A 16,445-nucleotide genomic window follows, 5' to 3' on the forward strand; every position below is an offset into this window, starting at 1 on the left:
CGTTCGCTCGTCATTCGACCAGCACCACCGAGAACAGGTCGGACGGTTTCAGGTCGCGCCCCGCGTGCTCGGGGTCGATCGCCAGGTCCTCGCCGTCGCAGCGCAGCCGGATCTCCTCGGCGCTGTCCCCGTCGGTGTCGTCGGTGTCGTCGCTGTCCTCGCTGCCGTCGCCGGCACCGCCGTCGCTGCCGTCGCCGGTGCCGTCGTCACTGCCGTCCCCACCGGGGCCGGTGCCGTTCTCATCGCTCTCGGCGCCGTCGCTGCTGTCGTCGCCCGTGCCGTCCTCATCGGGACCGTCCGCGACGCAGCGCGGTCGGAGCACCGCGGTGGCGGTGGCCTTGGCCGTCCTGTTGTCCGCGCCGGGGACGATCGTGCGTCCGGTGTCGAACCGCGTCTCGATCCCGACCCGGTAGCCGAGGTCGCCGTCCTGCGTGACCGGGTCGCAGGTGAGCAGGTCGGAACGGTTGCGGTCCGCGAAGTGCGCGGCCGCGCCGCAGCCGTCGCCGGTCAGCGGGGCCCCGGCGGCCAACCAGTCCTGCCAGCCCCGCGCGGACTCGACCGCGCCCAGGAAGCCGTCGAAGAACTGCCGGCGATCGTCCTCGGCGGCACCGAGCGCCGCCGCGTCCGCGGCGGTCTGACCGCCGTTGCGCACGGTCGCTGCCTGGGCCACGGCGAAGAAGGCGAAGGCGAGGAACAACAGACCGGCGATCACCGCTCCGTAGAGCAGGACCGTCTGGCCGCCGTCGCCGGACGGACGGCGCGCGCTCAGCCGCCCAGCACGGCGGTCACCGCGTTGATGATGGCGCCCGAGATCAGCGAGTCGAGCCCCAGCGCCCGGATGGCGAGGATGATGCCCGCGACGAGGATGACGATCCCGGCGTATTCGATCGAGTTGGCGCCCCGGTCCCCGCCCCTGCCCCGCAGCAGGGCGAGGCGGGTGCGGATGCGTCCGCGCGTGCCGTTCGGCATCGGGCTCTCCTCCGTTGCTGGCTGACTCGGTACCCCTGGAGGGATACGCCCCCGTGTCGTTCCGGACGATCGGGCCCACCCGCCCCGCACGGCGGCCGGTGCCGGGGCGGCAGCGGCGTGATGTCACCTCGGCCCCCTCCTGCCGGTACCCCGCGGTGTAGCTAACAGTCGCTGTCCGAATGCAGACTGTGCCACAACTCATTGCGGCGGCGAAGGGGTGGACGGCAACAGGTGCCGCGATCGCGGCCGCACCGGGCGCGGACGGGCACGTTCCGGCACGCCGGACGGCGGGGAGGGCGGGGAGTAAGCCGGACATGGACCGACGCCGCCTCCTCTCGACGGACCGTGGCGACAGGGCGGGCGGCGCACACGCACGGGAACACCCGTGCTGAGTGCGCGCGTTGAGCGGATGCGGGCTGCACACGTACCGACCCTCACCATAGCGAGCGAGATGCCCCGTGCGCCCCCTTCGCAACCTCTCCTCCCCGCACGACATGACTTCCATACACGACGCAAGGGGCATAACGCCAACCGCCCCTCACCGGGCAATCACCCCTCCTTTGAATTCACGCACGGAAAGCGGGCGTTCGGATACGCGGCACCGCGAGTCGATTCACAGCGACTCCGGAAACAACGGACCTCCTCTTTCGCCGCGTTCGCACAGCACTCCGCCCTTCCCGCAGTACAGCCCGGTGATGCGATCGAGAAGACCATTCGGACGTGAAATCCGCCGCATCCGGACGGAGACGGCCCGACGATCATTCTCTTGTGCGCCGGAAATATGTGTGCCCAAGGTGCCCCGGCTGTCGCGCCCGACGTGCGGCGGTTCCCAGCCGGACGCCGAGTCCTGCCGCTGGTCTGCGAGAACCCACCGTCGGCAGGAGCGGGGGAACCAGGTAAGTGCCCTGCGGGACCGATGTCCCGGAGAGCTTGGGGGGGGAAGCCGTGACGGTGCCGCAGAGAGGCGCTCGTTGCGGCCGGACTACCACTCCGACCCGAATCCGACAGCTCAGCTCGCAGGAGGAGGAGAGGAACTCCCCTATGCCTGGAAAGCATGCCCGAAAGTCCCGGAACCACCTCAGGAGCGTGCCGTCCTGGCGCTGACCGCAGGAGACGCGGGGGTCGTGCTGCCGCTGTTCGCGACCGGCAACGCCGACGCGGCTTCCGTCGGCACCTGGGACAAGGTGGCCCAGTGCGAGTCGAGCGGCAACTGGCAGGCCAACACCGGCAACGGCTACTACGGCGGCCTGCAGTTCTCCCAGTCGAGCTGGGCCGCGGCAGGCGGCACCGCCTACGCCTCCCGCGCCGACCCGGCCACCAAGGACCAGCAGATCGCCGTCGCCGAGAAACTCCTCGACATGCAGGGACCCGGCGCCTGGGCCTGCGCCGGAGCCGGCGGCCTGACCGCCGGCGGCCCCGCCGCCGAGGTGAACCCCGACGGCAACCAGCCCCAGCCGCAGCACAAGTCCGCACCCGAGAAGGCGGCGCCCGAGAAGGCGGAACCCGAGCAGACCGCCCCGAACAGACCGCCCGCAGGCCAAGTCCGCCCGCTCCTGCACCGTGGTCGGCGGTGACAGGACGTAGCCCGGCGCCGCTGCCGGGCTCAGCCGCCCAGCACCGCGCCGAAGTCCGTGTCGGAGCCCAGGATGAAGGTGGCGACGATGAGGATGAGGGTGCCGGGGAGCAGGAAGGCGATGGTGGTCATGGTGGCCTTGGGCACGGTCTTGGCCGCCTTGCGGCGCGCGTTCTGGGCGTCGGTGCGGCGCATGTCGGTGGCGATCTGGATGAGCGTCTCGGCGATCGGGGCGCCGAGCTCCTCGCCCTGCTGAAGCGCGGTGACGAACTGGTCGACCTCGTCGCTGGCGTTGCGTGCGCGCAGTTCGTCGAAGGCCTGGCGGCGGCTGACGCCCATGTCCATCTGGCGGAGCGTGATGCGCAGTTCGTCGGCCCACGGTCCCCGGTAGCGGTCGGCGACGCGCTCCAGCGCCTGCCGGAAGCCGAGTCCGGCGGAGACCACGACGGCCAGCACGTCGAGGAAGTCGGGCAGGGTGCGTTCGATGACGCGTCGCCGCTCCTTGATCGCCTGCCGGATGGCGAGGTCGGCCGCGAACCAGCCGAAGGCCAGCACGAGCGCGGTGAAGAAGAGGCTGCCCGCCCACAGTCCCACCAGTCCCATGCCGAGGCCGAACGCGCCGTAGACGGCGCGGCGGGCGGCGTAGCGCTGGAGCGTGAGACCGCCGGGGTTGCCGGCCTGGTCGATCCGGCGGCGCTTGGCCGCGACCTGTTTGGGGCCCATCAGCCGCAGCACCAGCGGCGCGAGCCGCATGCCGAGCCGGTCGACGGCGGCCTCTCCCGTGGAGGTGCGGGTGGCACCGACTTCCAGCGCGACGGCCAGGTCGGGCGGGAGCCTGGCCTCCGCGCGGTACAACCGGAGGCCGAGGAAGGCGCCGAGGACGGCGAGCGCGCAGAGGGCGGCGAGTCCGAGAGCGAGCACGGGCTCACACCTCTATCCGGCCGAGGCGGCGGATGACGAGGAACCCGGCGGCGAAGAGTCCGACGGCCACCACCATGGCGACCTGCCCGACCGGGCTGCCGGTCACCCGGGCGAGGGCGCCGGGCATCATCGAGTTCATCATCAGCATGGCGCCCAGGCCCAGCAGCGGGATGGTGAAGGCCGTCGCGTTGACCTCGGCGAGCATGGTGCGCACCTCGCGCCGGGTCTCCTTGCGCTCCTCCAGTGTGGTGGTGAGGTTGCGGAGCGAGGCGACGATGGTGCCTCCGGCCCGGTTGGCGAGGACGAGCGTGGTGACCAGGACGACGAGTTCGCGCGAGGGCAGCCGCTCGGCGAGTTCGTTGAGCGCGTCGTCGATGGAGCGGCCGACGGCGAGCTGGTCGGTGACCAGCCGCAACTCGTCGCCCGCGGGTGCCTCCAGCTCCTCGGCGGCCATGCCCAGTGCCGTGCGCAGTGCGAGTCCGGCCGAGGTGGCGTTCGCGAGGATGCGGGCGAGTTCGGGGAGCTGGCCGATGAACTGCTCGGTGCGGCGCTGCCGCTGGTGCGCCAGGAAGGCGTTGGCGGCCAGCACCCCGACGAGCCCGGCGATCGGTCCGAAGAAGGGCGCGAGCACGGAGGACGCCAGCAGCCACAGCACGGCGACCAGGCCGGTCAGGTACACGACGTACTCGCCGGGCGTGAGGTCGAGTCCGGTCGCGGCGAGCTTCGCCTGGAGGCGGCGGCCCGCGCCGGTGGCGCGCACCCGCCGGTCCACTCCGGCGAACCGCCGCCGCCCGCCGCCGGTGCCGGGCGGCAGCGCGGGTGCGGGGCCGCCGTCCCGGTCGAGCCGGTCGAGGAGGGCCCGGCGGCGGGCCCGCCCGGAGGCGTAGAGCAGCGCACCGGCGGCGGCCAGCACACAGGCGGCGAGCGCGGCACCGAGGGCGGTTCCGGCGGCGGCGTCCAGCGCGAGCGCCGTGCCGTGCGGGCGCGGGTCGGGGGTCACACCGCCTCCCGGGTGGCGAGCTGGTCCTCGGAGTGGGCGACACCGAAGGCGGCGGGCACCGGTTCCCCGGCCAGGTAGAGCCGGTCGGCCACGCGGCGGGGCAGTGGCAGATGGGTGAACGTGCCGTGCACCCGGCCGTCGGATCCGGTGGGCCGCGCCGCGAACCGGGAGACGGTCGCGATCTGGAAGCTCTCGCGGCCGTGCGAGGCCAGCAGGGCGATCTCCACGATCCGGCGGGAGCCGTCCGGCAACCGCGCGAGTTGGACGAGCACGTCGACGGCGGAGTTGATCTGGTCCTGGAGGGCGGCGAAGGGGACGTCGACCTCGGACATGGAGGCGAGCGTCTGGAGCCGCATCAGGGCGTCCTCGGCGCTGTTGGCGTGCACGGTGGCCAGGGAGCCGTCGTGGCCGGTTGACATGGCCTGGAGCATGTCGAGGGTCTCGCCGCCGCGCACCTCGCCGACGATGATGCGGTCCGGACGCATCCGCAACGAGTTGCGCACCAGGTCGCGTACCGTCACCTGGCCCTTGCCCTCCACGTTGGGCGGCCGGGTCTCCAGCCGGATGACGTGCTGCTGCTGGAGCTGCAGTTCGGCGGCGTCCTCGACGGTGATGATCCGCTCGTGTTCGGGGATGAGCGCGGACTGCGCGTTGAGCAGGGTCGTCTTGCCGCTGCCGGTGCCGCCGGAGACGATCACGTTGAAGCGGGCCCGGATGAAGGCGGACAGCAGCGCGAGCATGTGCTCGTCCAGCGTGCCGAGACCGATCAGTTCGCCGAGCGAGTAGGCGCGCGGGAAGCGGCGGATGGTGAGGGTGGCGCCGGTCAGCGAGAGCGGCGGGATGATGACGTTCACCCGCTCCCCGGACGGCAGCCGCGCGTCCACCATCGGGTTGGACTCGTCCACCCGGCGGTTGACGGTGGAGACGATGCGCTCGATGGTCTGCAGCAGTTGCTCCTCGGAGGCGAACCGTACGGGTACCTGCTCGACGCGCCCGCCGCGCTCGACGAAGACGTGGTCCGGCCCGTTGACCATGATCTCGGTGATCGAGCCGTCCTCCAGCAGCGGTTCGAGCACCCCCAGGCCGAGGGCCTCGTCCACCACGCGCCGGATCAGCAGCGTGCGGTCGCCGGTCGCCAGGACCGGACCGTCCCGGCTGATGAGGTGGCCCAGCACCCGCTCCAGGCGGGCCCGGCGCTCGGCGGGGCTGAGCGCCGACATCTCGGCGAGGTCGATCTCCTCCAGCAGCTTGGCGCGGTAGGCCGGCACCAGGTGCCCGGTGCTGTCGGCGGCCGGCCCCGGTGCTCCGGCGCCGGCGGCCGCGGGGTTCTCGTGCCCGGTGATGCGGGAGCGCAGACTCATGGACCGACCTCGCTCATTCCTGTCCTTCCGTCGCGGCGGTCGCCCGGCTCATCAGCGGCGGTCGCTCGGCATGGTCGCGGAACGGGACGCGGAGCCCAGGCTGTCCATCCCGGGCAGCAGGGAAGGGATGGACACGGTCGCGGTGACCCGCACCTCGCCCGCGCCGTCCGCGCGCCCGAAGCTGCTGCGGGCCGCCGTCCAGTCGGACATGGCAGCCCGGCCGGCCGCCGCGTACCGGTCGGCCGTCTCCTCCCGGGAGGCCACCCGTGCCGCCGCCCGGGCGCCGGTACCCGCCTGCTGGACGGCGTAGCCGACGATGCCGAGCTGGATGGCCGCCAGCGCCACGAGCAGCAGCAGCGGCAGCATCCCGGCGAACTCCAGCGCACTGGAGCCGCGATCGTCCGCCCGGCCGCGCAGGGCCCACTGCTCCCGGCGGTCCCGGTGGGTCCGACGGTCCCGTGGGTCCCGACACTCCCGAGGGTCCCGACGGTCCCGGTGGTTCTGAAGACCCTCGCGGTTCGGCAGGCCCCGGCGGCTTCGCGGGCCCCGAAAGCCTCTGCGGCCCCACGGACTCCGGCCGTTCGGCAGGCCCCGGCAGGCACTCCCCGGCATGCCCCCTCACCCCTCCTCCGCCGCGCCCGCAGCGCCGCTCACCGTGAACGGCAGACCCGCGCCCCCCGGGAACAGCAGCGGTGTGCGCAGGTCGACATCGGCCTTCCAGACGGTGCCGCCGCGGGTGCAGCTGACCGCGGCGTCCGAGCGCCACTTCGCGGGCAGGTGTGCGCGGGCCGCCGCCTCACAGGCGCTCTGCGGATCCCCGTAGGCGGCGGCCGCGGTGGCGGCGCGGGCTGCCTCGTCGGCGGAGTTGCCCGCGAGCGAGAAGGTGTAGCCGATCAGGACGCACTGCCACAGCAGCACCAGGGTCAGCAGCACGACCGGCGCCATCCCGGCGAACTCCACGGTCAGCGAGCCGCGGTCGCCGCCCCATCGACCGGCGGCTCCCTCCGGTGGCACCCGGCGGCGGGGGATGCCCAGGGCTCCCCGGTCGGAGCCGGGCGAGGGCACTGTGCCGGAGGCCGGGCCGGGCGGCAGCGCCTGCCGCGCCTGCGGGGCGAGCGCGGGTCTGTGTCCGGCCTCCTCGCCCCCGCCCCGGCCACCCCCGCCCTGGCCGCCGCCCTGGCCGCCGCCGCGGGACCGGCGCCGGGCCGCGGGGCCGCGCGGCGGCTCCCCGCCCGGTCCCGCGGCCACTCCGAGCTCGCCCGCCAGCGCCCACAGCGCCTGCCGCACGCTGCCCTTGGGATCCAGGTCCTGCATCCGCCCGGCGTCCAGCGCCGACTGGAGCTCCTTGAAGTGGGCGGGCACGGTCGTGCGGGCCACCGGGCTGCCGGTGATGCGGGCGACGAGCTGCGGCTGGATCTCGGCCTGCCGCGAGGCCCGGTTGACGACGACGAGCGTCTCCTCCGCCGTGCGGATCCGCAGCCGGTCCCACATCCGCACCATCCGCTTGGCACCCCGTACGGCGAGCACGTCGGGCGTGGTCAGCAGCAGGGCGAGGTCGGCCGCCTCGACGGCCGCGGCGTTCCCGGCGTGCATCTGGCTGCCGCAGTCCAGCACCACGGTCTCGTAGTGGGACCGCAGCACGGCGACCAGTTGCCGGGCGGTCCGCTCGTCCACGTCCTCGCCCCGCTCGCCCTCGTCCGGGGCCAGCAGCAGGCCCAGGCCGGTCTCGTGCGGGTAGACGGCGTCCTGGAGGACGCGCGGGGTCAGATCCTTGATCCCGGCCAGGTCGGCGACGGACCGGCGGAAGCGCACGTCCAGGAAGGAGGCGACGTCCCCGGACTGGAGGTCGAGGTCGGCCAGCACCGTGCTGCGGCCCGCGGCGCGGGCGGCGAGGGCCAGTTGGACGGCTGTCAGGGTGGTACCGACGCCGCCCTTGGCCCCGGAGACGGTGACGACGGTGCCGCCGCCCGGTCCGGCGGCGCCGGGCGGCGCGGCGGCTCGGTCCTCGGGACCGCCCAGGTGGCGGCGGACGCCGGTGGCCCAGGCCGCGGCGGCGCCGACCCGGGCCGCCAGCTCGTCGTAGTTCAGGGGCAGTCCGGCGACGCCGCGGGCTCCGGCGTCCATGGCGGCCGCGTACAGCGCGGGGCTGGTGTCCTGGGTGGCCAGGACGACGGCGACGGCCGGGAACCGGAGGGCGACCTGGCTGATCAGTTCCAGTGCGGGAATCGGGCCGATGAGTTCGTGGACGAGCACCACCTCGGGCAGCTCGGCGGGCGCCTCGCCGGCCTGCTGGGCGAGGGAGTCCAGCAGCTGCCCCGAGTCGACGGCGGGCGGTACCGGATCGGCGTCGGGGAGCTGGCTGAGCAGGGTGACGAGGGGGCGGGCGGCGTCCGGGTCGCTGACGACGGGCTGGATGCGGATGACCATCGGGGCCTCACTTGTCTCCGGGGAGCGTGTAGATGCGGTCCTCCTCGGGGACCTCGGTGTCGTCACCCGGTGCGACCAGGGCGAGCCGGACGTGCTCGGCAAAGGATTCGGCGTAGGCGACGCGCTGGGCGTCCTCGGTGGTGAGCGCGAAGGTGATGGGCACGCCGTCGCGGTCGCGGGCGCGCTCGTCGCGGTCCCCGCCGTCCTTGAGCGGGGTGAGTTTGCCGACGTCGATGACCTTGGCGCCGCTGACGATGACCCGGGACTCGGAGGGGGTTCTGCCGCGGCCGTCGTCTCCGGCGCGCTGCTCGCCCTCGAAGGTGGCGTAGATGTTGACCCTGTTGCCGGGGTGGATCTTCCCCGCGACGCCGGTCTCGGCGTCGATCATGATGGCGATCTCCTGCTCGCCTGCCTCGAGTTCGGGCCGCTCGGCCATCATGTCCGACTGGAGCAGCGAGCCCTTCTTGAGGGGGTTGACGGCGATCTTGCGCCGGATGTCGCCCAGGTCGGTGACGGCGGTGGCGGGCAGCCACCGCTTCGGCATGGACACCTCGGTGAACTGCGAGCCGTCCAGCGCCCGGTAGGCGGGGACGTCCTCCTTCAGCTCGTAGGCCGTCGTCTCCGCGCCCACCTTGGACTCCACGTTCCGGACGACGGCCAGCACTCCGGCGAACGCGGCGAGGGCGCACAGGGCCGAGAGGACCAGCAGGAGGACACCGCGGCGCTGGCGTGAGTTCATGGACGGATTCCTCGGGGGTCGGCGACGGCGGGCTCGGGCGGGGCGGGCGGGGCGGGCGACGCCGTGGAGTGGGTGGCTGCCGCGGAGTGGTCGGACGCCGCGGACGCGTGCGGCGCGGAGGCGGCGGGAGGCGCGGGCGGCAGCCAGGCGGCGCAGAACGCACAGCGGTCGCCGATCAGTTCGAGGCCGCACCCGGGGCACTCGTCCCGCCGTACCGAGGCGACCAGTTGGTAGAGGACCGAGACATCGGGGATGGCGGCCACGAACTCGGTCAGCCGGGTCGTGCCCCACCAGTCCGGCGAGTCCCGGGGCAACGGCGCCTGGTGTACCTGCCCGACCCGCCAGCGGGCGGGCAGGGTGTGCAGAGCCCAGTCGGCGGCGAGTCCGCCGGGTGCGACGGTCAGCTCCGTGGCGAACTGCGGTGCGGTCAGGCCCGCGTCCCCCTCGGGGGTGCCGAGCCGGACCACTTCGGGGGTGGGCGCCGCCAGTACCGCGAACCGGCTCCCGGGCAGCCAGGAGCGGGCGTGCGAGGTGACGCCGACGGGCACCCGGTCCAGCTTCGCGACGGACCCGAGGACCGCACCGGCGTACAGATAGTGGGTCAGCAGGCGGGCCGCGGCACCGAGCACTCCGGGGGTGAAGTCGCACAGCGACAGCTGCCGCAACTGCCGCACCAGCACGCCGGTGGCCAGCGGCGGCAACTCGACCGGCAGCAGGGCGATCCGGCGGCTCTCCAGCAGGGAGCGGACGGTGTGCAGCCGGTGCCGGTGGCGCAGCGGAAGGGTGGCGGGGAAGACGGTGACCAGGTGACCGTGCCGCTCCAGCAGGCCCTGTGTCTCGGCCAGCGCCGCGTCCAGCGGCTGCTCCCCGGGCGGGGAGAGCACATGGGCGTGCGGGGTGTGCCGGTCGGGCGCGGCGAGCAGATGATCGGGGCAGGTGACCGCTAACGCCGTCGACACATCAGCCTCCCCCGGAGCCCACCACCGGGCTACCACACTAGCCATGGGCCCGCGCACCGGGAACCGTTCCCCGCAACTGGGCGCAGCCGAACCACTACCCGCCCCACCCGGCCCGCCAATCCCGCGGCGGGAAAGTCCGCGGGGCGCCGGTCGGCCGTGTCACCAGGGCAGGTCGCGGACCTGCTGCACGCACAGGACGAGGAAGAGCACGCAGGAAGCCCCCAGCAGGCCGTTGCTGACCGGACCGTTGCGCCATTCGCGGGGCGTGCGCTCGCTGTTGAGCAGCCACAGCAGGGTGGCGGCGAGGAAGGGCATGAAGAACGCGCCCAGCACTCCGTAGGCCACCACCAGGCCGAAGGGCCGGTCCAGCCACAGCAGGACCATCGGGGGGAAGGTCAGCCACAGCAGATAGCCGCGGAAGGGCAGCGAGCGCTCCTGCTCGCCGCGGGCGAGCGGGGCGACGCCCGCCTCGGCCGGACCGCCGCGGGCGGCCCTGATCCGCGCCACGAAGTCGGCGAACATCAGGCTGACTCCGTGCCACACGCCCACCAGGGAGGAGAAGGAGGCGGCGAAGAAGCCGATCAGGAAGAGCGTGGCGGTGGAGCTGCCGAAGCGCTTCTCCAGGACGGATTCGAGGTCGAGCAGTCCTTTGTCGCCGGAGGCGAGCGCCAGGTGCGAGGAGTGCAGCAGTTCGGCGCCGATGATCAGCATGGCGACGACGAAGATGCCGGTCGTCAGGTAGGCGACGCGGTTGTCGAGCCGCATCATCCGCATCCAGCTGCTGTCGGCCCAGCCCTTGGCGTTGATCCAGTAGCCGTACGCGGCCATGGTGATGGTGCCGCCGACGCCGCCGATCAGGCCCAGGGTGTAGATGAGCGAGCCGGACGGCAGGACGGGGACGAGTCCGGCGAGCGCGTCGCCCAGGTCGGGGCTGACCCGGATCGCGACGTAGACCACGACCAGGAACATCACGCCGACGAAGGCCATCATGATCTTCTCGACGACGGCATAGCGGTTGGTCCACACGAACAGCAGCCCGACCAGCCCGGTGAGGATGGCCCAGGCCTTCAGCGGCAGGGCGTCCGGGAAGAGCGCCTGCAGCGGCAGCGCGCTGGAGGACATGGCGGTCGCGCCGTAGACGAAGCCCCAGATCACGACGTACCCGGCGAAGTAGACCGTCGTCCACGCGCCGAGGCCGCGCCAGCCGTCGAAGATGGTGCGGCCGGTGGCCAGGTGCCAGCGGCCGGTCGCCTCGGCCAGTGCGATCTTGACGATGCAGCCGATGACGGCGGCCCACAGCAGGGTGTAGCCGAACTTGCTGCCGGCCACGAGGGTGGCGACCAGGTCGCCCGCGCCGACTCCGGTCGCCGCGACGACGACGCCGGGACCGATCTTCTTCCAACTGGGCCTGCGCACCGCGGGTGCGGTACCGCCGGATGTACCGGGTGCGGTACCGCCGGATGTGCCGGGTGCGGCACTGCCGGACGTACCGGGTGCGGTCTCCTCCGCTGCCATGACGCCTCCGCGGAACGCGCGCTCGTGGGTGGGACGACCGTGCAGGTCGCAGGCGATGAAACCGCCTGCGAACGATCAGCACAAGGGGTTGCGCGCTGCGAAGTGGGCGCGCTTCGGAACGGCGGGGCGCCTCGGGTGCGCGCTGTCCGACGCCTTGACAACCTCATTGGTCTGGACCAGGTTGTACGGCGCATGCGCACCACCCACCTCCCATCCCCCACACCGGAGGCAGTTGTGGCACGTTCCGGAAGACTCCGCTCCCCCCTGCGCCCCCTCGTCGGACTGCTCGCCTCGGCCGCACTGGCCGCGGGCGGACTGGTCGCCCTCGGACCGGCCGCGGCGCACGCCGGGAGCACCCCCGACAGCCCCGGCCCCCGGGTCGGCGCCTCCCAGGTGCCCGCCCACGCGGTCACCGGCTACTGGCAGAACTTCGACAACGGCGCCACCGTCCAGACGCTCGCCGAGGTACAGGACGAGTACGACATCATCGCCGTCGCCTTCGCCGACGCGACCGGCACGCCCGGCCAGGTGGACTTCACGCTCGACCCGGACCTGAACTACTCCGAGCAGCAGTTCAAGGACGACATCGCCGCCAAGCAGGCGGCCGGGAAGTCCGTGATCGTCTCCGTCGGCGGCGAGAAGGGCACCGTCTCGGTGAACAGTGACGCCTCGGCGGACACCTTCGCCGACAGCATCGTCGGGCTGATGGACGAGTACGGCTTCGACGGCGTCGACATCGACCTGGAGAACGGCCTCGACGCCACCTACATGACCAAGGCCCTGGAGTCGATCCACGCCGCCCGCGGCGACGCGGTGGTCACGATGGCGCCGCAGACCATCGACATGCAGTCGCCGCAGAACGAGTACTTCACGACGGCGCTCAACATCAAGAGCTTCCTGACCGTCGTCAACATGCAGTACTACAACAGCGGTTCGATGCTCGGCTGCGACGGCCAGGTCTACTCCTCCGGCACCGTCGACTTCCTCACCGCGCTGGCCTGCGTGCAGATCGAGGGCGGGCTGGATCCCTCGCAGGTCGGCATCGGCACCCCCGCCTCGCCGAGCGCCGCCGGATCCGGCTACGTCGACCCGGGCGTGGTCACCGACGCGCTGGACTGCCTCGCCGAGGGCACCGGCTGCGGCAGCTTCACGCCCGACGAGCAGTGGCCGGGTATCCGCGGCGCGATGACCTGGTCGACCGCGTGGGACGCAAGCGCCGGCAACGGCTGGTCGGGCACCGTGGGCCCGCACGTGCACGCGCTGCCCTGAGCAGGCCCACGGCAGCACCGCGCCCCAAGCACCGCGCCCCCGGACCCGCTCGGGTCCGGGGGCGCGGCAATGCGGGTCGGCGGTACGGCGGCCGTCCGGTGCCGGAGCGACTACGCGGCCGGCTGCGGCAGGACGCAGCCGCGCGCGTCGAGGTCGAGCTGATTGCCGCGGCCGAAGCAGCGGTTGATCCAGTAGGTCTGCTGGCCGTAGGCGTTCCGGTAGCGGATGCTGACCTCGCCCTTCCGGTCCACCTCGCACGGGTTGTTGAGCGTGCAGCGCTCCCCGTCCTCGTTGTGGGTGTTGTTGACCCCGACCACCTTGCCGGTGCGGTCGTCGATCACCGGGGAGCCGGAGGTGCCGCCCTTGGTCTGGCAGTCCATGGTGTAGCGGATGGAGTTCTTCCAGGTCCAGTCCGCCTCCTTGAGCCGGTAGGCGAACCCGTCGACCGCGCAGCCGAAGGTCTCCTTCCAGTAGCCCGAGACGACGGTGATGTCCCGACCGGCGCGCGGGCGCTTGGCGTCGAGCTTCAGCGCGTCGATGCCGTACTTCTTCTTGATCTGCCGGTACGTGGAGGTGGTCTCGTACAGCGAGATGTCGGTGTCCGTCATCGTCGCGTACGCGATCTTGTCGGAGTGGATCTTCCCCGCGTCGCTGCCGTCCGCGTTCAGCAAGGTGAAGTCGCGGCTGGTGGGCTGGTCGACGACGACCTCGCCCGCGCCGGGCATGCCCTCCTGGAGGCAGTGGCCGTTGGAGAGCACGAGCGCCGGGTCGCCCGGCCGGGAGTGCTTGAGCTTGACCACGGAGCCCGAGCAGTTGCTGAGCGCGACGGTGCCCTCGAAGGAGAGGGTGCGGTGGGCGGTGGGCTGGGCGGGGGCTGCGGCGGCGGGGGCTGCGGATATGCCCACCAGCGCGGCGGCGCTCAGCAGCGCCGCCGCGGCCGTGCCGACGAGGGACTTTCTCATGTACTCCTCATTCATCTCGGTTGCGGGAGAACCGTCCCCGAGCGGGGACGGTGGTGGCGGTTCCTGCGCCGAGCCCCCGGTCCGCACGGACGGGTGGCGTCAGGGCTTGGGGAGCGTGCAGCCCGCACGGTCGAGGTCGACCTTGTTCCCCGCGCCCACGCACGGCGCGATGATGTAGGTCTCCTGGCCGTAGCCGATCCCCGGGCGGACGGTGACCTGCCCGGACTCGTCCACCTCGCAGGGGTTGTTGAGGGTGCAGCGCGCGCCGTCCTCGTTCCGGGTGTTGTTGACCCCGACCACCTTTCCGGTGGCGTCGTCGATCACCGGCGAGCCGGAGGTGCCGCCCTTGGTGCGGCAGTCGGCGGTGTAGCGCAGGGAGTCCTTCATCGTCCAGCCGGCTTCCTTGAGCCGGTAGGCGAAGCCGTCGAGGGAGCAGCCGTACTTCTCCCGCCAGTAGCCGGAGACGACGGTGATGTCGCGGCCCTGGGTGGGGTGGGCCGCGTCGACGTCGAGCGCCTCGATGCCGTACCGGGACTCGATCTGCCGGTAGGTGGAGCGCACCTGGTACAGCGAGATGTCGGTGTCGGTCATCGTCGCGTAGGCGACCTTGCTGGCGCGCACGGTGCCCGCCCGCCAGCCGTCCGCGGTCAGCAGGGTGAAGGAGCGGCTGGACGCCTGGTCCTTGACCACCTGGCCGGGCGAGGGCATGCCCGTCTCCAGGCAGTGGCCGTTGGAGAGCACGAGCGCCGGGTCGTCGGGCTGCGAGGTGGGCATCTTGACGACCGAGCCGGAGCAGTTGCTGAGTGCGACGGTGCCCTCGAAGGAGGGCGTCGCCGCCACCTTCGCGCCGTGCGCGGCCGTGTCGTGGTTGACGGCGGCGGCCGGTGCCGCGGCGATACCGGTGAGTGCCGCGGCGCCGAAGAGCGCGGCGGAGAGGGAGGTTGCGAGAGGTCTGTTCACGGTGGGGGTTCCTCTCTTGATACCGAAGGTTCGTTCGGTCCGACGCCGTGCATTCTTGGGCCAGATGGCAGCCACCACAAGAGCGCCCCCGGAATCGGGAGAAACGATTCCGGGGGCGCACGGGCACCGGGGCGTCCGAACAGCGGTTCGGCCGGGCGGCGTTGCCGCGGCAAGCCGGTCACCGCGGCCGGGGCATCGCCGAACGGCGTTGCTGCCGGGCGGCGTTGCCGGGCTGCTGCCGGACGCGGACTAGACGACGATGCTGACCAGCGCCGCCACCGCGAACCCGGCGACCGAGAGCACCGACTCCAGCACCGTCCACGAGGCGAGGGTGTCCCGCTCGGAGATGCCGAAGTACTTCGAGACCATCCAGAAGCCGCCGTCGTTGACGTGCGAGGCGAAGATGGACCCCGCCGAGATCGCCATGATGACCAGCGCCAGGTGCGCCTGCGAGGGGTCGCTCTGCGCCAGCAGCGGTGCCACGATGCCCGCGGTGGTGACGATGGCGACCGTCGCCGAGCCCTGCGCCACCCGCAGCACCAGGGAGATCAGGTAGGCCAGCACGATCACGGGCAGTCCCGCGTCCCCGAACACGTCCGCGAGGGCCTGCGCGACGCCCGAGCCTTGCAGGACGGCGCCGAAGACGCCGCCCGCGCCGACCACCAGCAGGATGTTGCCGACCGGCTTGAGCGAGGCGGTGGAGACCGACTCCAGCGACTTGCGGCTCCACCCCCGGCGCAGTCCCAGCAGGTAGTAGGCCATCAGCAGGGCGACGGTCAGCGCCACGAAGGGGTGCCCGACGAACTCGATGACCGAGCGGAGCGTCGAGGGGTCGAGCGCGAGCGAGGAGAAGGTCGCCGCCAGGATGAGGACCAGCGGCGTCCCGATGATGGCCAGCACCGTCCCGAGGGCGACGGGCTGCTCCGCTGCCGCCTCCTCCCCGGCCGCGGCGGACCCGGTGCCGCCGGTGCCGGCGCCGGAGGCCCGTTTCTCCGCCGCGACGGCACGCTTGGCCTCCTCGGCGGCCTCCAGCATGTCCTGCGGCACCGCGACGAAGAGCCGGTTGCCGATCCACGCCGCGTACGCCCAGGCGGCGAGCACGGCGGGAACGCCGCAGACGACGCCCATCAGGATGATCCAGCCCAGCTCCACGTCCAGCAGTCCGGCCGCGGCCACCGGGCCGGGGTGCGGCGGCAGGAACGCGTGCGTCATGGACAGCCCGGCGAGCATCGGCATGCAGTAGAGCAGGATGGACTTGCCGCTGCGCTTGGCCGCCGCGTAGACGATGGGCGCCAGCACGAAGATGCCGACGTCGAAGAAGACGGGGATGCCGAAGATCAGGCCGGTCAGCCCCATGGCGAACGGCCCGCGCCGCTCCCCGAAGAGGCCCAGCAGCCGCGCCGAGAGCGCTTCGGCGCCACCGCTGACCTCCAGGATCGCCCCCAGCATGGTGCCGAGGCCGATGATGATCGCGACGTGTCCGAGGATGCCGCCCATCCCCGATTCGATCATCGAGACGGCGTCGGACTTCTGGACGGTGCCGAAGAGTTCGGTGACGGACAGGCCCGCGCCCAGCCCCACCGCGATGGAGACGGCGAGCAGCGCGACGAACGGCTGGAGGCGGACCTTGATGATCAGTACGAGCAGCAGGACGATGCCGAGGGCCGCCACGGTGAGCAGGCCCCCGGTCCCGGGTATGAGCGCGAGCAGGCCGCCCGTGTGGGGGGCTGCCTCTCCGGCGAGCAGCATGGGAACTCCGTTGTTCGGTACCGGGAGGGACTCCGCACCGG

The 16,445-nt window shown here is 72.6% G+C and carries 14 protein-coding genes and 1 pseudogene; 2 read left to right on the top strand and 13 right to left on the bottom strand.

Annotated elements, in window-relative coordinates; all coding sequences use genetic code 11:
• Window positions 1–10: 10 nt before the first annotated feature.
• Both ACFYNS_RS11875 and ACFYNS_RS11880 read right to left on the bottom strand, forming a co-directional pair.
• Window positions 11–712, bottom strand: coding sequence for a hypothetical protein (locus ACFYNS_RS11875; RefSeq protein WP_388602333.1), 702 nt, complete (start codon window positions 710–712; stop codon window positions 11–13).
• Between the two features lie 53 nt (window positions 713–765).
• Window positions 766–969: a hypothetical protein gene (locus tag ACFYNS_RS11880; RefSeq protein ID WP_360301156.1), complete on the bottom strand. Its 204-nt coding sequence runs from the start codon at window positions 967–969 to the stop codon at window positions 766–768.
• Between the two features lie 1,094 nt (window positions 970–2,063).
• On the opposite strand from ACFYNS_RS11880, the pseudogene ACFYNS_RS11885 reads away from it, so the two are divergent.
• Window positions 2,064–2,495 (top strand): annotated as a pseudogene (locus ACFYNS_RS11885) (transglycosylase family protein); the annotation flags it as partial.
• Window positions 2,496–2,572: 77 nt separating this feature from the next.
• Here the strand turns inward: ACFYNS_RS11885 and ACFYNS_RS11890 are convergent.
• The 8 genes from ACFYNS_RS11890 to ACFYNS_RS11925 form a co-directional block, all read right to left on the bottom strand.
• On the bottom strand, window positions 2,573–3,463 hold the full coding sequence (locus ACFYNS_RS11890) for a DUF5936 domain-containing protein (RefSeq protein ID WP_388602335.1): 891 nt from the start codon (window positions 3,461–3,463) through the stop codon (window positions 2,573–2,575).
• Between the two features lie 4 nt (window positions 3,464–3,467).
• Window positions 3,468–4,463, bottom strand: coding sequence for a type II secretion system F family protein (locus ACFYNS_RS11895; RefSeq protein WP_360301150.1), 996 nt, complete (start codon window positions 4,461–4,463; stop codon window positions 3,468–3,470).
• The gene (locus tag ACFYNS_RS11900; RefSeq protein ID WP_388602337.1) at window positions 4,460–5,824 is read right to left on the bottom strand and encodes a CpaF family protein; all 1,365 of its coding nucleotides are present in this window, start codon (window positions 5,822–5,824) and stop codon (window positions 4,460–4,462) included. The genes ACFYNS_RS11895 and ACFYNS_RS11900 overlap by 4 nt, the downstream gene beginning before the upstream one ends.
• Before the next feature lie 51 nt (window positions 5,825–5,875).
• On the bottom strand, window positions 5,876–6,241 hold the full coding sequence (locus ACFYNS_RS11905) for a TadE/TadG family type IV pilus assembly protein (protein WP_388602383.1): 366 nt from the start codon (window positions 6,239–6,241) through the stop codon (window positions 5,876–5,878).
• Between the two features lie 201 nt (window positions 6,242–6,442).
• On the bottom strand, window positions 6,443–8,251 hold the full coding sequence (locus ACFYNS_RS11910; RefSeq protein WP_388602339.1) for a CpaE family protein: 1,809 nt from the start codon (window positions 8,249–8,251) through the stop codon (window positions 6,443–6,445).
• A gap of 7 nt (window positions 8,252–8,258) precedes the next feature.
• Window positions 8,259–8,990, bottom strand: a complete 732-nt coding sequence (gene cpaB / locus ACFYNS_RS11915) for a Flp pilus assembly protein CpaB (protein ID WP_360298579.1) — start codon at window positions 8,988–8,990, stop codon at window positions 8,259–8,261.
• Window positions 8,987–9,949, bottom strand: a complete 963-nt coding sequence (locus tag ACFYNS_RS11920; RefSeq protein WP_388602340.1) for a hypothetical protein — start codon at window positions 9,947–9,949, stop codon at window positions 8,987–8,989. The genes cpaB and ACFYNS_RS11920 overlap by 4 nt, the downstream gene beginning before the upstream one ends.
• Window positions 9,950–10,108: 159 nt before the next feature.
• On the bottom strand, window positions 10,109–11,464 hold the full coding sequence (locus tag ACFYNS_RS11925; RefSeq protein ID WP_360298585.1) for an Nramp family divalent metal transporter: 1,356 nt from the start codon (window positions 11,462–11,464) through the stop codon (window positions 10,109–10,111).
• Between the two features lie 234 nt (window positions 11,465–11,698).
• Between ACFYNS_RS11925 and ACFYNS_RS11930 the strand changes: the two genes are divergently transcribed.
• Window positions 11,699–12,733 (top strand): chitinase, encoded by a 1,035-nt coding sequence (locus ACFYNS_RS11930; protein ID WP_388602343.1) that lies wholly within the window; start codon window positions 11,699–11,701, stop codon window positions 12,731–12,733.
• Between the two features lie 110 nt (window positions 12,734–12,843).
• Here ACFYNS_RS11930 and ACFYNS_RS11935 read toward each other — a convergent pair whose 3' ends face one another.
• The 3 genes from ACFYNS_RS11935 to ACFYNS_RS11945 all read right to left on the bottom strand — a co-directional run bounded on the left by ACFYNS_RS11935 (window position 12,844) and on the right by ACFYNS_RS11945 (window position 16,404).
• Window positions 12,844–13,695 (bottom strand): serine protease, encoded by an 852-nt coding sequence (locus ACFYNS_RS11935; RefSeq protein ID WP_388602345.1) that lies wholly within the window; start codon window positions 13,693–13,695, stop codon window positions 12,844–12,846.
• 99 nt (window positions 13,696–13,794) lie between these two features.
• The gene (locus tag ACFYNS_RS11940) at window positions 13,795–14,655 is read right to left on the bottom strand and encodes a serine protease (protein ID WP_388602346.1); all 861 of its coding nucleotides are present in this window, start codon (window positions 14,653–14,655) and stop codon (window positions 13,795–13,797) included.
• A 249-nt stretch (window positions 14,656–14,904) separates the two neighbouring features.
• Window positions 14,905–16,404, bottom strand: coding sequence for a GntP family permease (locus ACFYNS_RS11945; protein WP_388602348.1), 1,500 nt, complete (start codon window positions 16,402–16,404; stop codon window positions 14,905–14,907).
• Window positions 16,405–16,445: the final 41 nt, after the last annotated feature.

Source organism: Streptomyces sp. NPDC006925, from assembly GCF_042869575.1.
Taxonomy (GTDB): domain Bacteria; phylum Actinomycetota; class Actinomycetes; order Streptomycetales; family Streptomycetaceae; genus Streptomyces.